Raw genomic sequence first — 20,017 nt, 5'->3', positions numbered from 1 at the left:
CCTTCCTCCCTGTCGATCCCGGGGGCCGCCCATGCTGGAGAATGACCGCCTGATCGCCGCCGACCCGCGCGAGGGGGAGGGGCGCATCGATCACGCCATTCGCCCGAAGCGGCTTGCCGACTACATCGGTCAGCCACGGGTGCGCGAGCAGCTCGACATCTTCATCAGCGCGGCCCGTGGCCGGGACGAAAGCCTCGATCATACCCTGGTGTTCGGCCCCCCCGGCCTGGGCAAGACCACCCTGGCCAACATCATCGCCGCGGAGATGGAGGTGGGGCTCAAGTCCACCTCCGGGCCGGTGCTGGAGCGGGCGGGCGACCTCGCCGCCATGCTCACCAACCTGCAGCCCGGGGACGTGCTGTTCATCGACGAGATCCACCGACTCTCGCCGGTAGTGGAGGAGATCCTCTATCCCGCCATGGAGGATTTCCAGCTCGATATCGTGATCGGGGAGGGGCCGGCGGCGCGCTCGATCAAGCTCGACCTGCCGCGCTTCACCCTGGTCGGGGCGACCACCCGGGCGGGCCTGCTGACCTCGCCGCTGCGTGACCGCTTCGGTATCGTCCAGCGCCTCGAGTTCTACGACATCGACGAGCTCACCGAGATCGTCACCCGCTCGGCGCGGCTGCTCGGGGTCGAAACCGACCGGGGCGGGGCCCTGGAGGTCGCGCGTCGCTCGCGGGGCACGCCACGCATCGCCAACCGCCTGCTGCGCCGGGTGCGCGACTACGCCGAGGTGCGCGGCAACGGCCGGGTCGATGCGGCCATCGCCGACCAGGCGCTCAACATGCTCCATGTGGACCATCATGGCCTCGACCACATGGACCGTCGCCTGCTGCTGGCGATGATCGAGAAGTTCGACGGTGGCCCGGTGGGGGTGGACTCGCTCGCCGCGGCGATCGGCGAGGAGCGCGACACCATCGAGGACGTCATCGAGCCCTACCTGATCCAGCAGGGGCTGATGATGCGCACCGCCCGCGGGCGCGTCGTGACCCGCCAGGCCTGGCAGCACTTCGACCTGGCGCCTGCCGAACAGGCCGTGGATGCTCAGGGGGAGGTGCGGCCGTGAGTGATTTCCGGCTGCCGGTACGGGTCTACATCGAGGATACCGATGCCGGCGGCATCGTCTATTACGTCAACTACCTCAAATACATGGAGCGGGCACGCAGCGAATGGCTCCGCGCGCAGGGGTTCACCCAGCGCGAGCTGTTCGAGGCCGGCATCCAGTTGGTGGTCCACCGCCTGGAGTGCCGTTTTGCCAAGCCCGCCCGTCTGGATGACGGCCTCGAGGTCGGGGCCGACGTCCTGTCGCACGGTCGCTGCCGGCTGCAGTTCGGCCAGGTGGTGACGCGTCGCGGGGAACCCTTGTGCGAGGCGAGAGTCGACATCGCCTGTATCGATGCCGATCGTCTCAAGCCCACACCCTGGCCGCCGGCCCTGGCCGCGGCACTCACTCGACAACCTTCTGCCCAATCGCAAGACGTTCAACCGCCAGTCTGACGAGGATTCCCGTGAACGACTCCATGTCCATACCCCACCTGATCATGAGTGCCAGCACCGTGGTGCAGCTGGTGATGCTGCTGCTCACGGTGGGATCGATCCTTTCCTGGGTGGTGATCTTCCAGCGCACCTTCGTGATGCGCCGTGCCCGCCGGGCCCACCAGATCTTCGAGGAGCGCTTCTGGTCCGGCGTCGACCTCAACGAGCTCTACCGCGAGACCCCCGCGGAACAGGAGACCCAGGGCGCCGAGCACGTCTTTCGTGCCGGCTTTCGCGAGTTCAACCGCCTGCTGCCCAAGACCCGCAGCCCCCAGTCGATCCTCGACGGCGTCCAGCGCAGCATGCGCGTGGCCTGGTCCCGCGAGGAGGAGCGTCTCACCCTGCACCTGGTGTTCCTGGCCACGGTGGCCTCGGCCAGCCCCTACATCGGGCTGTTCGGCACCGTCTGGGGCATCATGGGCTCCTTCCAGTCGCTCTCCATGGCCCAGCAGGCCACGCTCGCCACCGTGGCGCCGTGGATCGCCGAGGCGCTGATCGCCACCGCCATGGGCCTGTTCGCGGCCATCCCCGCGGTGATCTTCTACAACCGGCTCTCCGCCGAATCCGGGCGGCTGCTGGGCAAGTACGAGGACTTCGCCGAGGAGTTCCACTCCATCCTGCATCGCAACCTGCAGGGCCGGACCGAAACCGCCACCGCCTGAGGGAGTCGCACCATGCACGGACCTTTCAATCGCGGCGGCGGGCGCAAGCCCATGGGTGAGATCAACGTCGTGCCCTTCATCGACGTCATGCTGGTGCTGCTGGTGATCTTCATGATCACCGCCCCGATGCTCACACAGGGCGTGCAGGTCGAGCTGCCCCAGGTCTCCTCGGAGCCCATCGAGGACGTCGAGGACAACGAGCCGATCATCGTCTCGGTGGACCGCGAGGGGCAGTACTTCATCTCGCTGGGCGACGACCAGACGCCGGTCAGCCTGAATGACATCGCCGACCGGGTGATCATCATCCTCGAGCGACGCCCGGGCACGCCGGTGATGGTACGTGGCGATCGCAACGTCTCCTATGGCCAGGTGGTCAACCTGATGAGCACCCTGCAGATCGCCGGCGTCGGCAATGTCGGGCTGATCTCGGAACCGCCACCCGGGGAGGGTTGAGGAATCGACATGGCCAGACACGACCAGCGCGTGGGCTATGGCCTGCCGGTGATCCTCGCCGTCGCCCTTCACGTCGCCGTGGTGGTGTTCAGCGTGATCAGCCTGCCCGACCGGGACCCGGAACCGACCTCGTCCTCCATCGTCCAGGCCACGCTCGTCAGCACCGAGACCACCACCGACCAGGCCCAGCGCGCCGAGGAGGCGCGGGCCCGCGCCCAGGCCCGAGAGGCGGAGGAGCAGCGCCAGGCCGAGGAAGCGGCACGCCAGGCAGAAGAGGCGGCCGCCGCCGAGGAAGCCGCCCGCCAGGCCGAGCAGCAGGAGCAGCGCGAGGCCGAGGTCCGGGCCCGCGAGGAGGCGCGTCAGGCCGCCGAGGCGGAGGCCGCGCGGCGCGCCGAGGAAGCCGAGCAACAGGCACGCCTGCGTGAACAGCAGGAGGAAGCGCGCCGCCAGCGGGAAGCCGAGGAGGCCGAGCGCCAGCGCCAGGCGGAGGAGGAAGCCGAGCGCCGGCGCCAGGCCGAGGAGGAAGCCGAGCGCCAGCGCCAGGCCGAGGAGGAGGCTGAACGCCAGCGCCAGGCCGAGGAGGAAGCCGAGCGCCAGCGCCAGGCCGAGGAGGAGGCCGAACGCCAGCGCGAGGCCGAGGAGGAAGCCGAGCGCCAGCGCCAGGCCGAGGAGGAGGCCGAACGCCAGCGCCAGGCCGAGGAGGAGGCCGAACGCCAGCGCCAGGCCGAGGAGGAAGCCGAACGCCAGCGCCAGGCCGAAGAGGAAGCCGAACGCCAGCGCCAGGCGGAGGAGCAGCGTCGCCGCGAGGAGGCCGCCCAACGCGCCGCCGAAGAGGCCGAGGCCGCCCTGCAGCGGGCCATCGAGGGCGAAAGCGAGGCCGTGGCCAATGCCCAGCAGGGCCAGGAGGCGGCCAACAGCTTCATCAACCTGGTGCGCCGCGCGGTGGAACAGGCCTGGGTGATTCCGCTCAACGTGCCCCAGGGGGCTAGCGCCGACGTGTCGGTGCGTCTCGGGCCGTCCGGTGAGCTGTTCACGGCCACGATCTCGCAAAGCAGCGGTGACAGCGCCTTCGACCGCTCGGTGATCCAGGCCGTCGAGGCCGCCGCTCCCTTCAGCGAGCTGCGCCAGTTGCCAGCCACGGTGCAACGGGATTACCGTCAATTCATTCTGCGATTCAGACCGGGGGATGTACGCTAATGAAAGCCCTGATGACCACCTGGCTGGCCGCCATGCTGCTGATGGTCGGCAGCCTGGCCCACGCCCAGGCCAACCTGACCATCGAGATCACCCGCGGCAGCGATCGGGCCACTCCGGTGGCCGTGGTGCCCTTTGCCGGCGGCGAGAACCTGCCCGAGGATGTCGCCCAGGTGATCCACGACAACCTCGAGCGCAGCGGCTACTTCGCCCCGCTACCGCGCGACGCCATGATCGAGCAGCCCTCCGAGAGCGGAGAGGTGCGCTACCGCGACTGGCGGGCCCTGGACGTACGCTACCTGGTGGTGGGACGCGTCAGCCAGGAGGGCAGTGGTTACAGCATCCAGTTCGAGCTGATGGACGTCAGCGGCGAGCGCCGCATGCTCGGCGAGGTGCTGACCACTCCCCAGGGCCAGCTGCGCAAGGCCAGCCACCACATCAGCGACCAGATCTTCGAGGCGATAACCGGCATACGCGGGGCCTTCTCGACGCGTATCGCCTACGTCACCGCCCAGGGAGTCGGCGACGACATGCAGTTTGGCCTCTATGTGGCCGATGCCGACGGCCGCAACAGCCAGCAGGTGCTCTCCTCGGTCGAGCCGATCCTGTCGCCGGCCTGGTCGCCGGACGGTGGCAAGCTGGCCTATGTCTCCTTCGAGACCGAGCGCCCGGCGATCTACATCCAGAACCTGGCCTCGGGCCAGCGGGTTCGCGCGACCTCCTTCGAGGGGATCAACGGTGCCCCGGCCTGGTCGCCGGATGGCCGCAAGCTGGCGATGTCGCTGTCGAAGGACGGCCAGCCGGAGATCTACGTGATGGACGTGGGCGCGCAGGACTTCCAGCGGATCACCAACAGTTCCAGCATCGACACCGAGCCGTCCTGGGCGCCGGACGGCCGCAGCCTGCTGTTCACCTCCGATCGTAGTGGAGGGCCCCAGATCTACCGCCACGATCTGGCCAGCGGAGAGCAGGAGCGCCTGACCTTCACCGGCAACTACAATGCCCGAGGACGCTTCGCGCCGGACGGCGAGTCGATCTTCCTGATCCACCGCAGCAACAACGGCTATCAAGTCGCCAGGCAGGATCTCGACAGCGGTCGCCTGGTGGTGATCAGCGAGTCGCGCCTGGATGAATCCCCCAGTGTTGCCCCCAACGGGACCATGGTAATCTTCGCCACCCAGCAGGGAAACAGCGGGGTGTTGGGGGCAGTATCGGCCGACGGGCGCGCGTCGTTCCGGCTGCCTTCGGCACAGGGGGACGTGCGTGAACCCGCATGGTCCCCCTTCCTGAACTGACCAGATCGAATGATGGTGTCTTTCGAAACCAGCAAGGAGTAACACGATGCAACTCAAGCCCTACGCCAGGACCCTGGCGGTCGCCCTGTCCCTGGCCTTCGTGGCTGGTTGTTCCAGCAGTGGCGGCACCCAGGACGGGGTCATGGATGGCTCGCGTGACGGCGCCGCCGGCACCGGTACGGCCGGAAGTGGTCAGATCAGCGGCAGCCGCATGGGTGACGGCGCCGGCCAGCAGGCCGATGGCCGGATCCCCCAGCAGCGCACCATCTACTTCGAATTCGACAGCGATCGCATTCGCAGCGAGTTCGAGCCGGTGCTTGCGTCCCACGCTCGCTACCTGCGCTCCAACGGCAATGCCCGTGTGGTGCTGCAGGGGCATACCGACGAGCGTGGCACCCGCGAGTACAACATGGCCCTGGGCGAGCGCCGAGCCCGCTCCGTCGAACGCTTCCTCAGCGTGCAGGGCGTGTCCCCCTCCCAGGTCGAGGTGGTGAGCTATGGCGAGGAACGTCCGGCGGCGCGTGGCCCGAATGAAGAGGCCTACGCCCAGAACCGTCGGGTCGTCTTCGCCTACTGAGTCGATGGAGACACGCATGAAACACGGTCTGAAAGGACTGTGCGGCGCGGGAGCCCTGGTGCTCCCGCTGTCCGTATGGCTCCCAGCGATGGCGCAGCAGCCGGTGGTGGAGGACCTCACCAGCCAGCCGCGCTCCTTCTACGAGCAGACGGAAACCCGCGAGGAGGCGGGCGGCAGCCTGGTGATCTTCAACCAGGTCCAGCAGCACGACGAGGAGCTCCGCCAGCTGCGCGGCCAGGTCGAGGAGTTGCGCCACCAGCTCGACCAGTTGCGGCGCCAGACCCGCGAACAGTACCTGGACCTCGAGGAGCGCCTGGCCTCCGGCGGGGCGGGCGTGGGCGTGGACGCCTCCGCCCAGGTGGACGAGGAAGCCGCTCGCGAGGTCGCCCGGACGCCGTCACCGAGCGGCGCCAGTGCCGATGCCCAGGCGGCCTACCAGGCGGCCTTCGCCAGGGTCCAGTCACGCGAGTTCGGCGAGGCGATCAACGCCTTCAACCGTTTCGTCGCCGAGCACCCGGACAATACCCTGACGGCCAACGCCTACTACTGGCTCGGCGAGCTGCACTCCGCGGAAGGCTCCCTGGACGAGGCCGAAGGGGCCTTCCAGACCGTGCTCGACCGGTTCCCGCAGAGTGGCAAGGTCCCCGATGCGCTCTACAAGCTGGGCCTGCTCAAGGCGCGGCAGGGCCAGCCCGGCGAGAGTCGTGAACTGCTCGAGCGGGTTCGCGACACCTACCCCGACAGCAGCGCCGCCGGTCTCGCCAACGACTTCCTGCGCCAGGCGGGCAACTGATTCCCCAAGGAGCATCGATGACCAGCAAGATCGACTACCAGGCGCCGGACGGGCTGCTCGAGAACCGCATCATCCTGGTCACCGGGGCCGGTGATGGCATCGGCCGGGCGGCCGCGCTCGCCTTCGCCCGCCACGGGGCCACGGTGATCCTGCTCGGTCGCACCATCGCCAAGCTGGAAAAGGTGTATGACGAGATCGAGGCCGCCGGCGGGCCACAGCCGGCGATCTTCCCGCTGAACTTCGAGGGCGCCACCCTCAAGGACTACCACGACATGGCCGAGACCCTGGACAAGGAGTTCGGCCGCCTGGATGGCCTGCTGCACAACGCCGGCCTGCTCGGGCGCATCACCCCCTTCGAGCAGTACAACCCCGAGCTCTGGGAACAGGTGATGCAGGTCAACCTCAATGGCCCGATCTGGATGACCCAGGCGCTGCTGCCGTTACTCAAGCATTCCGCGGACTCCTCGGTAATCTTCACCTCCTCCAGCGTCGGGCGCCGCGGCCGGGCCTACTGGGGCGCCTATGCGGTCTCCAAGTTCGCCACCGAAGGCTTCGTCGAGGTGCTGGCCGACGAGCTGGAGCACCTGGGCAACATCCGCGTCAACAGCCTCAACCCGGGGGCGACCCGCACCCAGATGCGCAAGACCGCCTATCCCGGCGAGGATCCGAGTTCCCTGCGGACTCCCGAGGAGATCATGCCCACCTACCTGTGGCTGATGGGGCCGGACAGCCGCGGTCACAACGGCGAGAAGTTCGACGCCCAGCCGCCCCGATCCTGAGCGCCCGCCGGGAGGCGTGCCGCACGCGCCGGGGGCACGCCATTGCCGGTCGAGTTTCCAGGGATCACAGCGGGTCGCTCCCTCCCGGGGAGCGCGGGATCCGCCCCCAGGAGCCGTCCTCCCGCCAGCCCGCGTCCTGTGTTTGGCGACGACTTGCCGTGACCTCGTGGCTAGGCGGCAGGGGGTCTCCCCGGGCCGCGCCGGCCAGGAAGACGACGGGATCCCCTGGCGTGACGCCAGGAGTGACGCTGTCCCGAATGGTGGAGACGTCTTCGCTGCTGACCAGGCCGGCCCGGTCGTTGACCGTGCCGAGGTGGGCGACCAGGCGGCCATCATGCAGCCAGCAACGCTGTGGCACGTGCGAGATCCCCCAGCTGCGCCCCTCCCAGCACGCGCACGCTGCCGCCGATTCGAGCTGCAGCGCATCGCGTGGAATCAAGGCCTCGAAGCGCCGACTGTTGAGGACCGCCCCCGTCCGTCCGATACACACGCCGCCACGATAGCTGCCCTGGCGCAATGCCTCGATCACGACCCCGCGCCGCTGCTCGGTCCACGGGGTGCCGATGCCGCACAGGTGCAGGATGTCGTCATCGATCTGCTTGACGACCCAGACCTCGATCGGGGGCCTTCGCAGCCACTGCCACAGCCATGCCAGCCTCTTCGCGATGCGAGTCGGCGACAGGTGGCGGGCGAGGGCCGTGCCCGCCCGCCGCGCTGCGATGCGAACGCGAGGTGCCGGCGGGGGACAGGGGGGGCTGTCGCCATCGCGGTCGGGCTGCAGGACGGCTCGGTCCGGCGACGGGTCGAGGGCCTGGAGGGGGAAGGTGGCCCCGCAGTCGATGCAGCTGTAGGTGTGGGGGCGCCTGGCCAGGCGCCGCCAAAGACGCCGTCGGTGCTTGACGACGCCATAACTGCGGCAGTGCGGGCAACACTTCCTCATGACCTGTACCCTGGCGCGCCAGATGCGAAAGGGCCGCGACAGCGACAATACGCCACTGCGATGGTTGCCGGCGCAGGGATGACGAAGTCGTGGGCCGCCTCCCACAGTGTCGCCCCCGGGCCGCCTCCTTGCCAGACTGAAAATGGTCATGCCCGACCAGGCACCTGGTCGGGGGCTCAGTGCCCGAGCAGTGCCTCCACCAGCGCTACGCCCGTCTCGAACCAGAAATCGGCGGGCCAGGCGCGGTAGTCGTCGTCCTCCTCGATATAGCCGTAGCCCACCGCCACGGCCGCCATGCCGGCGGCCCGTGCCGCCTGGACATCGCGTAGATGGTCGCCGATATACCAGCAATCGGATGCCGTCGTGCGGAGCCGGCGGGCGGCCTCCCACAGCGGCTCCGGAGACGGCTTTTTCACCGGCAGGTCATCGGCGCAGATCAGCACGCCGGGCGTCAGGCGGAGCGCCTCGATCAGCGGCTCGGCATAGGCGCGGGGCTTGTTGGTGACGATGCCCCAGGGGCGTGCACGGGCTTCCCAGTCGGCCAGTAGCCGGTCGAGCGGGGGAAATACCCGGCTCTCCGCGGCGATGGTCCTTCCATAGGCCTCCAGCAGGAAGGCGCGGGCCTCGTCATGTCCCTCGGCTTCCCTGGCCAGGCCCAGCGCCAGGGTCACCAGGGCGCTACCGCCGTTGGAGACCTGGGCCCGGATCACCGGGTAGTCGAGCGGCGCGAGCCCATGATGGGTGCGCAGGGCATTGGTGGCCCGGGCCAGGTCCGGCGCGGTATCCACCAGGGTACCGTCCAGGTCGAAGAGCAGCGCGCCCGGCCGCGAGACGGGAGCCTTCACGTGAGCTCCCGGCGACAGTGCATGAGGTAGTTGACCGAGACATCGCGGTCGGAGAGGCGGTAGCGGTGGGTCAGGGGGTTGTAGACCAGACCGCTCTGCTCGCGCACCTCGAGTCCCGCCTCGCGACACCAGCCGGCCAGCTCCGAGGGGCGAATGAACTTCGCGTAGTCGTGGGTACCGCGAGGCAGCATCCGCAACAGGTACTCGGCGCCGAGAATCGCCAGGGCGTAGGCCTTGGGGTTGCGGTTCAGGGTCGAGAAGAACACCTGGCCACCGGGCTTGACCAGCCGGGCGCAGGCGCGCACCACCGAGGCCGGGTCGGGCACGTGCTCTAGCATCTCCAGGCAGGTCACCACGTCGAAGGTGCCGGGCCGCTCCTCGGCCAGGGCCTCGACGCTGACGTTGCGGTACTCCAGCTCGACGCCACTCTCGGCGGCATGCAGGCGCGCCACGGCCAGGGGGGCCTCGCCCAGGTCGATGCCGGTGACGATGGCGCCCCGGTGGGCCATGGCCTCGGCGAGGATGCCGCCGCCACAGCCCACGTCGACCACCCGCCGTCCGGCCAGGCCGGCGCGGGCATCGATGAAGTCGAGGCGCAGGGGGTTGATATCGTGCAACGGCTTGAACTCGCTCTCCGGATCCCACCAGCGTTCGGCCAGGGCCTCGAACTTGGCGATCTCGCCGGGATCGACATTGCCCGCTTCCGTGTGACTTGCGCCCATCTGAGCTCTCCGTTCTGGAACCAACTTGAGTTGTCGCCGAGCCGACACGGTGGCAGGTCGGTGCTCGTTCGGTATCATGACGTATTCTACCCGCTCCGGGGACCGCATTCCCATGACCTGCCGCGGGGCGAGAGGGTTGTTTCACCGGTGCGTCTCATCCGGTGGCAAGCGTCACACATCGACATGCACCGACGATTACTCACAGGACAAGGATTGCACCATGATCAACAAGGCCGTGCTTCCCGTCGCCGGCTTCGGCACCCGCTGCCTGCCGGCTTCCAAGGCGATTCCCAAGGAGATGATCACCATCGTCGACCGACCGGTGATCCAGTACGTGGTGGAAGAGGCGGTGGCCGCCGGCATCCGTGACATCGTGCTGGTGACTCACGGCAGCAAGGGCGCCATCGAGAACCACTTCGACAAGCACTTCGAGCTCGAGGCGAGCCTCGAGGCCAAGGGCAAGCAGGAGCTCCTGGAGGAACTGCGCTCCATCGTGCCCGGGGACGTCAACATCATCAGCGTGCGCCAGTCGGAGCCGCTGGGGCTGGGCCACGCCGTGCTCTGCGCCCGCCCGGTGGTGGGCGACCACGAACCCTTCGCGGTGCTGCTGCCCGACGTGCTGGTCGATTGCGAGGGGCTCGAGCGCAACGACCTGGCCGGCATGCTCGACGCCTTCGAGCGTACCCAGCGCTCCCAGCTGATGGTCGAGGAGGTCCCCTTTGACCTGGTCTACAAGTACGGCATCGTGGATACCGGCGGCGAGATTCCCGGCCCCGGCGAGTCGCGCCCGCTTCAGGGCGTCGTCGAGAAGCCGGCCGTCGAGGCGGCGCCCTCCGACCTGGCGGTGATCGGCCGCTACGTGCTGCCGGGCAGGATCTTTCCGCTCCTCGCCGAGACGCCCCCGGGCGCCGGTAACGAGATACAGCTCACCGACGCCATCGAGACCCTGCGCCGGGCCGAGGGCGTGGATGCCTGGCGAATGCGCGGCAAGACCTATGACTGCGGCCATCAGCTCGGCTACCTGGAGGCGATCCTCGCCTACGGCCGCCGGCATCCGCGTTACGGTCAGGGCTTCCGCGAGCTGCTCGCTCGCTACGCCACCGAGGAGTGAGTCCCATGCGGGTACTGATCCATGGCAGTGAACTCTCTGCCGCCACCGCCGCGGCGGCGCTCTCCTGGGTGGGACACCGGGTGACCTGGGTGCCCCATGCCAGCGCCCCCTGGGCTCGGCTCGCGCGTGCGGAGTGGCTCAACCGTGAACCCCGGCTGGTCCAGCAGCTCGAGGAGGGCATCGCCCGGGGAAGCCTGCGCCTGGTCGAGGCCGAGGCCCTGGCGCCGGACGACGGCGAGGGCACCGAGGTGCTCTGGCTGGCTCTCTCGCCCGAGCAACGCGGCGATCTCGCCACGCCGGTCGGTACGGTCGCCGAACGGGCCGCCGACGGCCTGGTGCTGGTCAACAACTCCACCTTTCCGGTGGGCGAGACCGAGCGGCTGGAGGCGCTGCTGAACGGCCGCGGCGTGGCCGTGGCACTCCCCGACCTGCTGGAAGAGGGGCGCGGCTGGGAGACCTTCACCCGCCCCGGTCGCTGGCTGCTGGGCTGCGACGACGACGCGGCCGAGCACCGGGTCCGCGAGTTGCTGCGGGCCTTCAACCGCCGCAGCGAAGTGTTCCAGCGCATGCCGCGGCGCGCCGCCGAGCTGGCCAAGCTGGCGATCAACGGCATGCTGGCGACCCGCATCAGCTACATGAACGAGATCGCCGGTCTGGCCGACAGCCTGGGGGTCGATGTCGAGTACGTGCGTCGCGGCATGGGGGCCGACTCGCGGATCGGCTACGAGTACCTCTATCCCGGTTGTGGCTTCGGTGGTCCCAATTTCTCCCGCGACCTGATGCGGCTGGCCGATGTGCAGTCGGCCAGCGGACGCCACTCGGCGTTGCTCGAGCAGGTGCTCGACATCAATGAGCACAAGAAGGAGACGCTGTTCCGCAAGCTCTGGACCCACTTCCACGGCCGCCTGCAGGGGCGCACCGTGGCGATCTGGGGGGCGGCCTTCAAGCCCGGCACCGCGCGCATCGATCACGCCCCGGTCCTGACGCTGCTGCGCTCCCTCTGGGCCCAGGGGGTCAGGGTGCGGCTGCACGACCCCTCGGCCGTCCACGCCCTGCTGGCCGAGGTCGGTGAGCATCCACTGCTCGAGGTGTTCGAGGGGGATCCCTATGAGGCCTGCAAGGGGGCCGATGCCCTGATGCTGGTCACCGAGTGGAAGGAGTACTGGAATCCCGACTGGCCGCGGCTCACGGGGTTGCTCGGCGAGAGGCTGCTGCTCGACGGCCGCAATATCTATGATCCGGCCTGGGCCGCATCCCAGGGGCTGTATTACCGGGGAATCGGGAGAAGAGCGGATCCCGTTGCTGCCCCATGACACCCGGCCCTGAAACGTAAACGGTCCCGCCATTTGGCGGGACCGTTTACGTTCGGTGGTGGTGACGCCAGGGCGTCAGGACATCAGCCGAAGTTCTGGGCGACGAAGTCCCAGTTGATCAGGGCCCACACGCTCTCCATGTACTTGGGACGGGCGTTGCGGTAGTCGATGTAGTAGGCGTGCTCCCACACGTCGATGGTCAGCAGCGGGGTCTGGCCATGGGCGATGGGGGTGTCGGCATTGCTGGTGTTGACGATGTCGACGCCGCCGTCATCGGTCTTGATCAGCCAGGTCCAGCCGGAACCGAAGTTGCCGATGGCATTGGCGTTGAAGGTCTCCTTGAACTTCTCGAAGGAGCCAAACTTGGCGTTGATGGCGTCCGCCAGGGCGCCGGTGGGCTCGCCGCCACCGTTGGGCGACAGGCAGTGCCAGTAGAAGGTGTGGTTCCAGACCTGAGCCGCCTGGTTGAACAGGCCGCCGGAGGAGGACTTGATGATCTCTTCCAGGGACTTGTCGGCGTTCTCGGTGCCCGCGACCAGCTCGTTGAGCTTGGTGACGTAGGCCTGGTGGTGCTTGCCGTAATGGTAGTCGAGGGTCTCGGCGGAGATGTGCGGTTCCAGCGCGTTCTTCTCGTACGGCAGGGCGGGAAGTTCAAATGCCATTCAGGGACTCTCCTTTGTCGTCACGGTGATGAAACAGCGCCTCATGGTGAAGGATTCATCGCCGCCACTGCAAGGGCCGGCCTCGAGGGCGTTGGCGCTGGCCCGTGCGTTCGGGGCGAAAAAAACCTTACACTAAGCAAACGCTGTGCAACTATTGTCGCGGCATCATAGCACCCGGGTCGGAAGGCGCCAATCCGATCGTCAGGCTCGGGGTTCCGTCACAAGGCTGCCACGCCTGCCGTCCGAGGCAGGTTTCATCGCTCGAGAGTTAAGGAGTTCGCCATGGCAGAGCGCCCGGATGACCGCCGGCATGCGCGACCGATCGTCCCGGACCCGGATTCCAGCCTGGCACCCCATCGTCTGCGTCCCCCGCCGCCGCCGCGTGTCTGGCCGCTGTGGCTGCTGGTCCTGGCGCTGATCGCCGCTTTTGGCGCCCTGGCCTGGGCCGGCTGGGAGGAGCGGGCCCGCTTCGAGCGTGAGCTCGCGCGGATCTCCGGCGAGGTGTCCAATGTCCATGCCCGCTTCGACGCGGAGGAGGGGCGCGGCGAGGCCCTCGAGCGTCTCGAGTCGCGCCTCGATGGCCTGGCAAGCCGGGACGCGGAGCTCGAGGAACGCCTGGCAGGCCAGGAGGAGAGCATCCCGGCTCGACTCGCGGCCATCGACGAGCGCATCGACGAACTGCAGCAACGGCAGGCGAGCCTCGCCGAGGAGGCCGCGACCCGCGATGCCGTGCTGGCCGCGACCCGACGTTCCCTCGATGCCCTGGAACGCGCCGGCGACGAGGGACGGGCCGCGTTGGACGAGCGCCTCGAGGCGCTGCGTGATGCCCGCGAACGTGATGAGGAGGGCCTCGCCGGCCTGGATGAGCGGCTGGAGTCGCTGGAAGCCGAGGCGGGGCAGGGCGAGACCCTGGCCAGGCTCGAGTCCGCCCAGGCGGAACTGGCGATGGCCCACGGCGAGCTCGAGGAGCGCCTGACCCGCGAGGAGCGCCAGCTGCAGGAGCGCCTCGACGAGTTGGCCGCGCGGGTGGCGGGGCTCGTCGACGAGGTTGAAGCCGCGGCGGCATCACGGGATGATGAAGCGCAGCGCACCGATGCCGTGGCGGGCAGACTGGGCGCGCTGGAAGCCGAGCTTGGCGAGTTGCGCCGCTCGCAAGTCGCCCTGAGTGCCCGGATCGAGGCCCTGCGGCGCTGAGGTAAGGGTGCCAACGCCAAGCTAGGGAAGCCGTTGAGATGGGTAATCGCGTGTTCACACGCCTGGGGGCAGCGGCCTTGTGTCTTGGCATGATTCACTCGGCATTGGGCCTCGAGGCGCGCATCGACGGCGTAGGCGGCGATGTTGCGGCGAATGTCCGTTACTACCTGGATGGGCTCGATGCCGCGCAGTACAGCCGCTCGCGAGTCGAGGGCGAGGTGCAGCGACGCACCCGCGAGGCGATGCGGGTCTACGGCTACTACTCGCCTCAGGTGACCCACCGGTTGGCCGAGGGCGACCCGCCCGGGTACGTGGAGCTGATGATCGAGCCGGGCCCGCGGGTGAGAATCGAGACCCTCGACATTCGCGTCGAAGGCGATGCCGCCGAGGATCCGAGGTTCCGCGAGGCCGTTGCGGCCTTTCCGCTGGCCGAGGGTGACCCTCTGGTGCACGCCCCCTACGATCGGCTTCGCAGCCGGCTGGCCAACCTCTCGCTGGAACGCGGCTACTTCGACTGGCGTTTCGTCGAGCGCCGCATGGAGGTGCGCCCCCACGCCGAGAGTGCCCGCCTCTTCCTGGCCCTGGACAGCGGTCCTCGCCACCGCTTCGGCGAGGTCAGCATCGACGGCAGTCATATCGTGGAGGAGCGGTTGCGGCGCATGCTGCCGTTCACTCCCGGCGAGCCTTACCTGGCGAGTGAACTGGCCCGTTACAACCAGCGCCTGGGACAGACCGGCTGGTTCGGCTCCATCGCCGTACGCCCACGGCTCGGCGAGGCGGCGAGCCTGGCCCTGCCGGAGCCCCGGCTCGGCTTCTGGAACGAGGTGGAAGTCGCCGGTGGCGAGCTGGCCAGTCGGGCAGCGGGCGCCGACGGCCCGAGGCTGAGCGGCCCGGCGCTCGAGGGTGCCACGGCCCTGCATCGCCCCGAGCGGCCCGAGATCCCCATCGACATCAGCGTGACCCCGGCCGATCGCCACAGGTTCGAGATCGGGGTGGGCTACGCCACCGACGTGGGGCCACGCACCCGCTTCGCCTGGAAACAGCCCTGGATCAACCGCTACGGGCACGGACTCGACCACAGCCTGTCCCTCGCCGCACCCGATCAACGCTTCACCGGCACCTACAACATGCCGCTGGCCAACCCGCTACGTGACAGCTATCGCTTCCAGTACGGCTTTCGTCAGCGCGACAACGAGGATACCCGCTCCCTGGAGGCGACCCTGGAAGCCGCCCGACGCTGGGAGTTCGAGAACCTCTGGGTGCAGACGCTCTTTGTGCGTACCACCTTCGAGGACTTCACCCAGGGGGACGAGGAAGCGCAGGTGGTGATTCTCTACCCCGGCATCAGTTGGTCGCGCACCCGTACCCGCAATCCCACTTTCCCCAATTGGGGGGATAGCCAGCGCATCGCCTTCGAGGTGTCCGACGGCCTGTGGGGTTCCGACGCCGACTTCCTGCGCATGACCGGCGAGACCCAGTGGATCCGCATGTTCGGCGAGGACACCCGCTTCGTCACCCGGCTCGGTCTCGGCGCCATCGAGACCGACGACTTCGACAAGATCCCCCCCTCGCTGCGCTTCTTTACCGGGGGCGATCGCAGCGTGCGCGGTTACGCCTACGAGGGCCTGGCCCCGCGCAACGAGGAGGGCGAGCTGCGCGGTGGCCAGCAGCTGCTCACCGCCAGCGTCGAGCTGCAGCGCCGGGTCACCGGGGCCTGGTGGGGCGCGGCCTTCGTCGACACCGGCGATGCCTTCGATGAGTGGTTGCCGGATGCCCTCAATACCGGTGCCGGCCTCGGCGTGCGCTGGATCTCGCCGGTCGGACCGATCCGCTTCGACGTGGCACACCCCTTCGATGACGAGGACAACGACTTTCGGATTCACTTCGCCATTGGTCCCGAGTTCTGATGGCCCCCTTGAGTAGAGGCATGAGAGCACGAGTATTGACCTGGGCGCTGGTTCGCCTGCTGATCCTGCTTCCCCTGTGGTTGCTGGGCCTGGCGGTGCTGGGCCTCGGCCTGGCGCTGTCGCCCTGGGGCACCGGGCTGTTGCTCGAGGAGGGCGCCAAGCGCGGCTTCTTCGAGCTGGAGGCCGTCGAGGGCGCGCCGCTCGATACCCTGGTACTGCACGGGCTGCGCCTCGAGGCGGGGCCGGCCAGGGTCGCCGCCGAGCGCCTCGAACTGGCCTGGGCCGACGACTGCCTGCTCGGCGGACGGCTGTGCCTCGATGCGCTCGTCGTCGAGGGCGCGCGGATCCGCCTGGCAGAGGCGGACGACCGCGAACCGCGGGAGCCGCCCGGGACCCTCTCGCTGCCCTTCCCGGTGGAGATCCGCTCCCTCGCCCTGCTCGACGTGGAGGTGCAACTGGCCGATGGCAGCCGGCTCACCTGGGAGCGCTTCAGCACCGGCGCGGTGGCCGAGGCGGACACCCTGACCCTGCTGCCGACGCGACTGGTCGGCGCACGGTTCCTGTTGCCACTCTCGCCTGGGGCCCGCCTTGCCCTCAGCGAGGCCGAGCATGAGGGACCACGGCTCAGTGCCGAGGCGATCGATGCCGCCATCGCGGCACGCTCGCCGCTGCCCGCGGCGGTCGCGGCCGAGCTCGAGGGACTGGCCGGCCTGCCGTTGGAGGAGCAGCCGCGGCGCACATTGCCCGAGGTACGCCTGCCGCTGCGCATCGAGGTACCGGAGCTGCGGGTGGAGGACTTCGCCGTCGCCGGCCCGGTGGATTACGGGCTGCGGCGCCTGGACCTGACGCTGACCGCCGAGGGGCATCGGGTCGAGGTTGCCCCGCTCGAGGTGACGACGGTGGATGCCGACGCCCGGCTGACGGCCAGCATCGAGCTGCGTGACGACTATCCCCTCGAGGCGCGGCTCGACGCCGCCCTCTGGCTGCCCGAGGTGATGCCCGAACTGGCCGGGGAGCGCGTCGACCTGGCGCTCGACGGCGACCTCGGCGATCTCGGCGTCCGCCTGGGGCTAGCCGGCCCGGTCACCGCCACCCTCGAGGCCCGCCTGGACGCCCTGGACCCGACCCTGCCGTTCACGGCCTCCCTGGGGAGCGACCTGCTCCAGTGGCCCCTCCCCGGGACGCTGTCCACTCGGGACGAGGCGGCAGAGGAGGTCGCCGCCGCGCCGGCGAAGCCATACCTGGTGGAGGACCTCACCTTGCGCCTGGAGGGCAGCCTGCTGGCCTATCGAGTCGCCGCCTCGCTGATGGCGGAGGGGCCCGAGATCCCCTATACCCGGGTCGCCCTCACCGGCACCGGCGATTTCGAACACTTTGCCTGGACACCGCTGTCGGTGAGCCTCGGCCGCGCCTCGGTGGTCACCCGCGGCCGGGTCGACTGGGCCGAGGAGCTCGGTGTCGAGGCGGTGGTACGCCTGGACAATCTCGACCCTGGCGATTTCGTCGACGGCATCACGGGGCGGCTGGATGGCGACGCCGAACTGGGCTTCGTCCAGTCGCCGGCGGGCTGGCAACTGCGGGTTCCCCGGCTTGCCATCGACGGCGAGCTGCAGGAGCTGCCGATGTCGCTGCGGGCGAGTCTCGTCGGCGACAACGAGATGCGCTGGCGGATCGACTCCCTGGACTTCCGGCAGGGCGACAATCGCCTGACGGCCGCCGGCCGGGTCAGCGAACGGGCCATCGACCTCGCCGGTGAGCTGGACCTGCCGGCCCTGGCCAGCCTGCACGAGGAGCTCTCGGGCAGCCTGGCCGGCGAGTTCACCGGCTCCGGCACCCTGGCCTCGCCACGGCTTGACCTGGACCTGACCGGCCAGGCCCTGCGCTTCGCCGAGCACCGCCTCGAGCGGCTGCGCCTGGCCGGCCGGGTCAGCGGCGTGGACGATCCCGAGCTGGACCTGCGGCTCGATATCGAGCGGCTCGATGCCGGCGGCCAGCGCTTCAGCGAGGTCGGCCTGCGCCTCGATGGCCGACTCTCCGCCCATCGCCTGAGCCTGGACGCCACCGCCGGCCGGGGCATGCCGCTCACCCGGGCCGCCCTGGTCCTGGAGGGCGCCATGGGCGCCGATCGCCAACGCTATGCCGGGCGCCTGATGCCGCTGGAGGTCGATACCGACTACGGCGATATTCGCCTGGCCGAGGCCCTGGCCTTCGAGGCCGACCTGCCGGGCGGCAGCGTACGGATCCAGCCCTTCTGCCTGGGGCGTGCGCAGGGTGGCGTCCTCTGCCTCGAGGAGTCCCTGCAGGCCTCGGCCGAGCGGGGGCGGGCGTTGCTGGCGATCCGCGAGTTGCCGATGTCGCTGATCGAGGCGGCGGTGCCCGAGGACTGGGAACTGGCCGGTGCCACCGAGGCCACGCTGATCGCCGAGTGGCGCCAGGGCGGTGCACGCTGGCAGGCCGAGCTGGAGCTGGCCAGCGAGTTGGCCGTGCGTGGCCTGGACGCCTACGGCCAGCCCTGGGAGCTGCCCGCCTCGCGGCTCTCGCTGAGCCTGGCCGCCGACCAGGCGAGTGCCGATCTCGATCTGGCGCTGAGCCTCGCCGAGGCCGGCGACCTGCGCCTGGTGCTGCGGATCGATGACCCCGTTGGCAGCGGAGACCTGGACGGCCGGCTCTCCCTCGACGGCTTCCGGCTCTCCCGCTATCGCGCCCTGGTGGCCGGCATGGACACCCTCGAAGGGGTGCTGGAGGGAGACGTGCGCATCGGTGGCAACCGTGAGACGCCGGTCCTCGATGGCACCATCGGGCTCAGCGGCCTGCAGGTGGTCGGGAGCGAGGTGCCGCTGGAGGTGCGTGACGGCGAGCTCGAGGTGCGCCTCGCCGGCGACCGGGGGCGGATCAGCGGGTTCGTCGCCGCCGAGGAAGGGCGGCTGGAGATCGATGGCGATGTCGGCTGGCCGAGTCCCGACGACTGGCGCATCGCCGTGAACCTGGATGCCCGTGAGCGACCATTGCTGGCGGTATTGCCGGAATTCGGCCGCCTGAGGGTCGCCCCGGATGTGCGGGTGCGGGTCAGGCCGGATCGCCTGCAGATACGCGGCCAGGTCCAGGTCCCCTGGGCACGGCTCGAGGTGGGTGAGATGCCGGAGTCGGCGGTGACGCCGAGCCCGGATGAGGTGATCATCACCCGCCGCGACGAGCGGCGGGCCGCGCGCCGGGCCGAACGCGCCGCCGAGGCGGGCGAGGAGGCCGCCGACGCGTCGGCGGCCCGGGCGCTGGCCGAGGCGGGCATGGCCGTGGACGTGCAGATCAGCCTTCGGCTCGGTCCCGACATGCAACTCCAGGCCTATGGCCTGGAATCGGGCCTGGCCGGTATCCTGGAGGTCCGCCAGCAGAACGGGCCGGTGCAGTTGTTCGGCGACGTCAACCTGGTCGACGGGCGCTTCCGCGCCTATGGCCAGGACCTGCTGATCCGCCGGGGCAAGCTGCTGTTCAGCGGCCCCCCCGACCAGCCGCTGCTCGATTTCGAGGCGATCCGCAACCCCGCGGCGACCCAGGACGAGGTGATCGCCGGCCTGAGGGTTACCGGTACCGCCGCCGAGCCCCGGCTGCGGGTGTTCTCCGAGCCGGCCATGGACGAGGCGCGGGCGCTCTCCTACCTGCTGCGCGGTCGCCCGCCCGGGGACAGCGATACCGAGGGGGCGCTGGCGTCGGCGCTGCTGGGCCTGACCCTGGGCCGCACCGGCGGGGCCGTGGGTGCCATCGGCGAGGCCTTCGGCATCGATGACCTGACGCTGGAGACCGCCGGCGTCGGCGACGAGAGCCAGGTGCGAGTGAGTGGCCAGCTCACCGAGGATCTGCGGGTCAGCTACGGGGTGGGGGTCTTCTCGCCGATCGCCGAACTGACGGTGCGCTATACCCTGTGGCGGAACCTCTACCTCGAGGCGGTGTCCGGTGCCGCACAGGCGGTGGATCTCGTCTACACCTTCAGCCGGCCGGGGAGGCCACCCACGCCGAATGATTGATCGAACCCGAGC

Annotated in this window: 18 protein-coding genes; 14 read left to right on the top strand and 4 right to left on the bottom strand. The window is 69.4% G+C overall.

Annotated elements, in window-relative coordinates; genetic code table 11:
- The first annotated feature begins 31 nt into the window (after positions 1 to 31).
- Genes ruvB through MKP05_RS06940 form a run of 9 tightly spaced genes read left to right on the top strand, consistent with a single transcriptional unit; the run spans position 32 to position 7,292 of the window.
- Positions 32 to 1,069, top strand: coding sequence for a Holliday junction branch migration DNA helicase RuvB (gene ruvB / locus MKP05_RS06980; RefSeq protein WP_110284865.1), 1,038 nt, complete (start codon positions 32 to 34; stop codon positions 1,067 to 1,069).
- Positions 1,066 to 1,500 (top strand): tol-pal system-associated acyl-CoA thioesterase, encoded by a 435-nt coding sequence (gene ybgC, locus MKP05_RS06975; RefSeq protein ID WP_338072341.1) that lies wholly within the window; start codon positions 1,066 to 1,068, stop codon positions 1,498 to 1,500. The genes ruvB and ybgC overlap by 4 nt, the downstream gene beginning before the upstream one ends.
- A gap of 11 nt (positions 1,501 to 1,511) precedes the next feature.
- Entirely contained in the window at positions 1,512 to 2,201 is a 690-nt protein-coding gene (tolQ, locus tag MKP05_RS06970) for a protein TolQ (RefSeq protein WP_240567654.1), read from the top strand.
- 12 nt (positions 2,202 to 2,213) lie between these two features.
- Positions 2,214 to 2,654 carry a protein TolR gene (gene tolR, locus MKP05_RS06965; RefSeq protein WP_110284863.1) on the top strand — a complete coding sequence of 147 codons (441 nt, stop codon included), beginning with the start codon at positions 2,214 to 2,216 and terminating at the stop codon, positions 2,652 to 2,654.
- Between the two features lie 9 nt (positions 2,655 to 2,663).
- Positions 2,664 to 3,851: a cell envelope integrity protein TolA gene (tolA, locus tag MKP05_RS06960; RefSeq protein ID WP_240567652.1), complete on the top strand. Its 1,188-nt coding sequence runs from the start codon at positions 2,664 to 2,666 to the stop codon at positions 3,849 to 3,851.
- Positions 3,851 to 5,143 carry a Tol-Pal system beta propeller repeat protein TolB gene (tolB, locus tag MKP05_RS06955; protein WP_240567650.1) on the top strand — a complete coding sequence of 431 codons (1,293 nt, stop codon included), beginning with the start codon at positions 3,851 to 3,853 and terminating at the stop codon, positions 5,141 to 5,143. Before tolA ends, tolB begins: the two co-directional genes overlap by 1 nt.
- Before the next feature lie 46 nt (positions 5,144 to 5,189).
- On the top strand, positions 5,190 to 5,720 hold the full coding sequence (pal, locus tag MKP05_RS06950; protein WP_240567649.1) for a peptidoglycan-associated lipoprotein Pal: 531 nt from the start codon (positions 5,190 to 5,192) through the stop codon (positions 5,718 to 5,720).
- Positions 5,721 to 5,736: 16 nt separating this feature from the next.
- The gene (gene ybgF / locus MKP05_RS06945) at positions 5,737 to 6,513 is read left to right on the top strand and encodes a tol-pal system protein YbgF (RefSeq protein ID WP_240567648.1); all 777 of its coding nucleotides are present in this window, start codon (positions 5,737 to 5,739) and stop codon (positions 6,511 to 6,513) included.
- A gap of 17 nt (positions 6,514 to 6,530) precedes the next feature.
- A complete protein-coding gene (locus MKP05_RS06940; protein ID WP_110284858.1) occupies positions 6,531 to 7,292 on the top strand; it encodes a YciK family oxidoreductase in 762 nt (253 codons plus the stop codon).
- 64 nt (positions 7,293 to 7,356) lie between these two features.
- Here the strand turns inward: MKP05_RS06940 and MKP05_RS06935 are convergent, their stop codons facing one another.
- The 3 genes from MKP05_RS06935 to ubiG all read right to left on the bottom strand — a co-directional run bounded on the left by MKP05_RS06935 (position 7,357) and on the right by ubiG (position 9,799).
- Positions 7,357 to 8,232: a hypothetical protein gene (locus MKP05_RS06935; RefSeq protein WP_240567646.1), complete on the bottom strand. Its 876-nt coding sequence runs from the start codon at positions 8,230 to 8,232 to the stop codon at positions 7,357 to 7,359.
- Between the two features lie 176 nt (positions 8,233 to 8,408).
- Entirely contained in the window at positions 8,409 to 9,077 is a 669-nt protein-coding gene (locus tag MKP05_RS06930; protein ID WP_240567645.1) for an HAD-IA family hydrolase, read from the bottom strand.
- Positions 9,074 to 9,799 (bottom strand): bifunctional 2-polyprenyl-6-hydroxyphenol methylase/3-demethylubiquinol 3-O-methyltransferase UbiG, encoded by a 726-nt coding sequence (gene ubiG, locus MKP05_RS06925; RefSeq protein WP_110284855.1) that lies wholly within the window; start codon positions 9,797 to 9,799, stop codon positions 9,074 to 9,076. The genes MKP05_RS06930 and ubiG overlap by 4 nt, the downstream gene beginning before the upstream one ends.
- Before the next feature lie 220 nt (positions 9,800 to 10,019).
- Here ubiG and galU point away from each other — a divergent pair, with 220 nt between their 5' ends.
- Complete coding sequence (gene galU, locus MKP05_RS06920) at positions 10,020 to 10,910, top strand: UTP--glucose-1-phosphate uridylyltransferase GalU (RefSeq protein WP_110284854.1); 891 nt, start codon at positions 10,020 to 10,022, stop codon at positions 10,908 to 10,910.
- A 5-nt stretch (positions 10,911 to 10,915) separates the two neighbouring features.
- Complete coding sequence (locus MKP05_RS06915) at positions 10,916 to 12,223, top strand: nucleotide sugar dehydrogenase (protein WP_240567644.1); 1,308 nt, start codon at positions 10,916 to 10,918, stop codon at positions 12,221 to 12,223.
- Between the two features lie 83 nt (positions 12,224 to 12,306).
- Here the strand turns inward: MKP05_RS06915 and MKP05_RS06910 are convergent, their stop codons facing one another.
- Positions 12,307 to 12,885, bottom strand: a complete 579-nt coding sequence (locus tag MKP05_RS06910) for a superoxide dismutase (protein ID WP_110284852.1) — start codon at positions 12,883 to 12,885, stop codon at positions 12,307 to 12,309.
- Between the two features lie 282 nt (positions 12,886 to 13,167).
- Here MKP05_RS06910 and MKP05_RS06905 point away from each other — a divergent pair, with 282 nt between their 5' ends.
- From MKP05_RS06905 to tamB, 3 genes are read left to right on the top strand one after another with little or no spacing between them, the layout of a single operon-like run.
- On the top strand, positions 13,168 to 14,079 hold the full coding sequence (locus tag MKP05_RS06905) for a coiled-coil domain-containing protein (RefSeq protein WP_240567643.1): 912 nt from the start codon (positions 13,168 to 13,170) through the stop codon (positions 14,077 to 14,079).
- A 38-nt stretch (positions 14,080 to 14,117) separates the two neighbouring features.
- Positions 14,118 to 15,986, top strand: coding sequence for an autotransporter assembly complex protein TamA (tamA, locus tag MKP05_RS06900; RefSeq protein ID WP_240567642.1), 1,869 nt, complete (start codon positions 14,118 to 14,120; stop codon positions 15,984 to 15,986).
- A gap of 20 nt (positions 15,987 to 16,006) precedes the next feature.
- Positions 16,007 to 20,005 (top strand): autotransporter assembly complex protein TamB, encoded by a 3,999-nt coding sequence (gene tamB, locus MKP05_RS06895; RefSeq protein ID WP_240567641.1) that lies wholly within the window; start codon positions 16,007 to 16,009, stop codon positions 20,003 to 20,005.
- The last annotated feature ends 12 nt before the right edge of the window (positions 20,006 to 20,017 follow it).

It is taken from the genome of Halomonas flagellata, assembly GCF_022487945.1.
GTDB lineage: Bacteria > Pseudomonadota > Gammaproteobacteria > Pseudomonadales > Halomonadaceae > Halomonas > Halomonas flagellata.
This window is presented reverse-complemented; position numbering and strand designations above follow the sequence as displayed.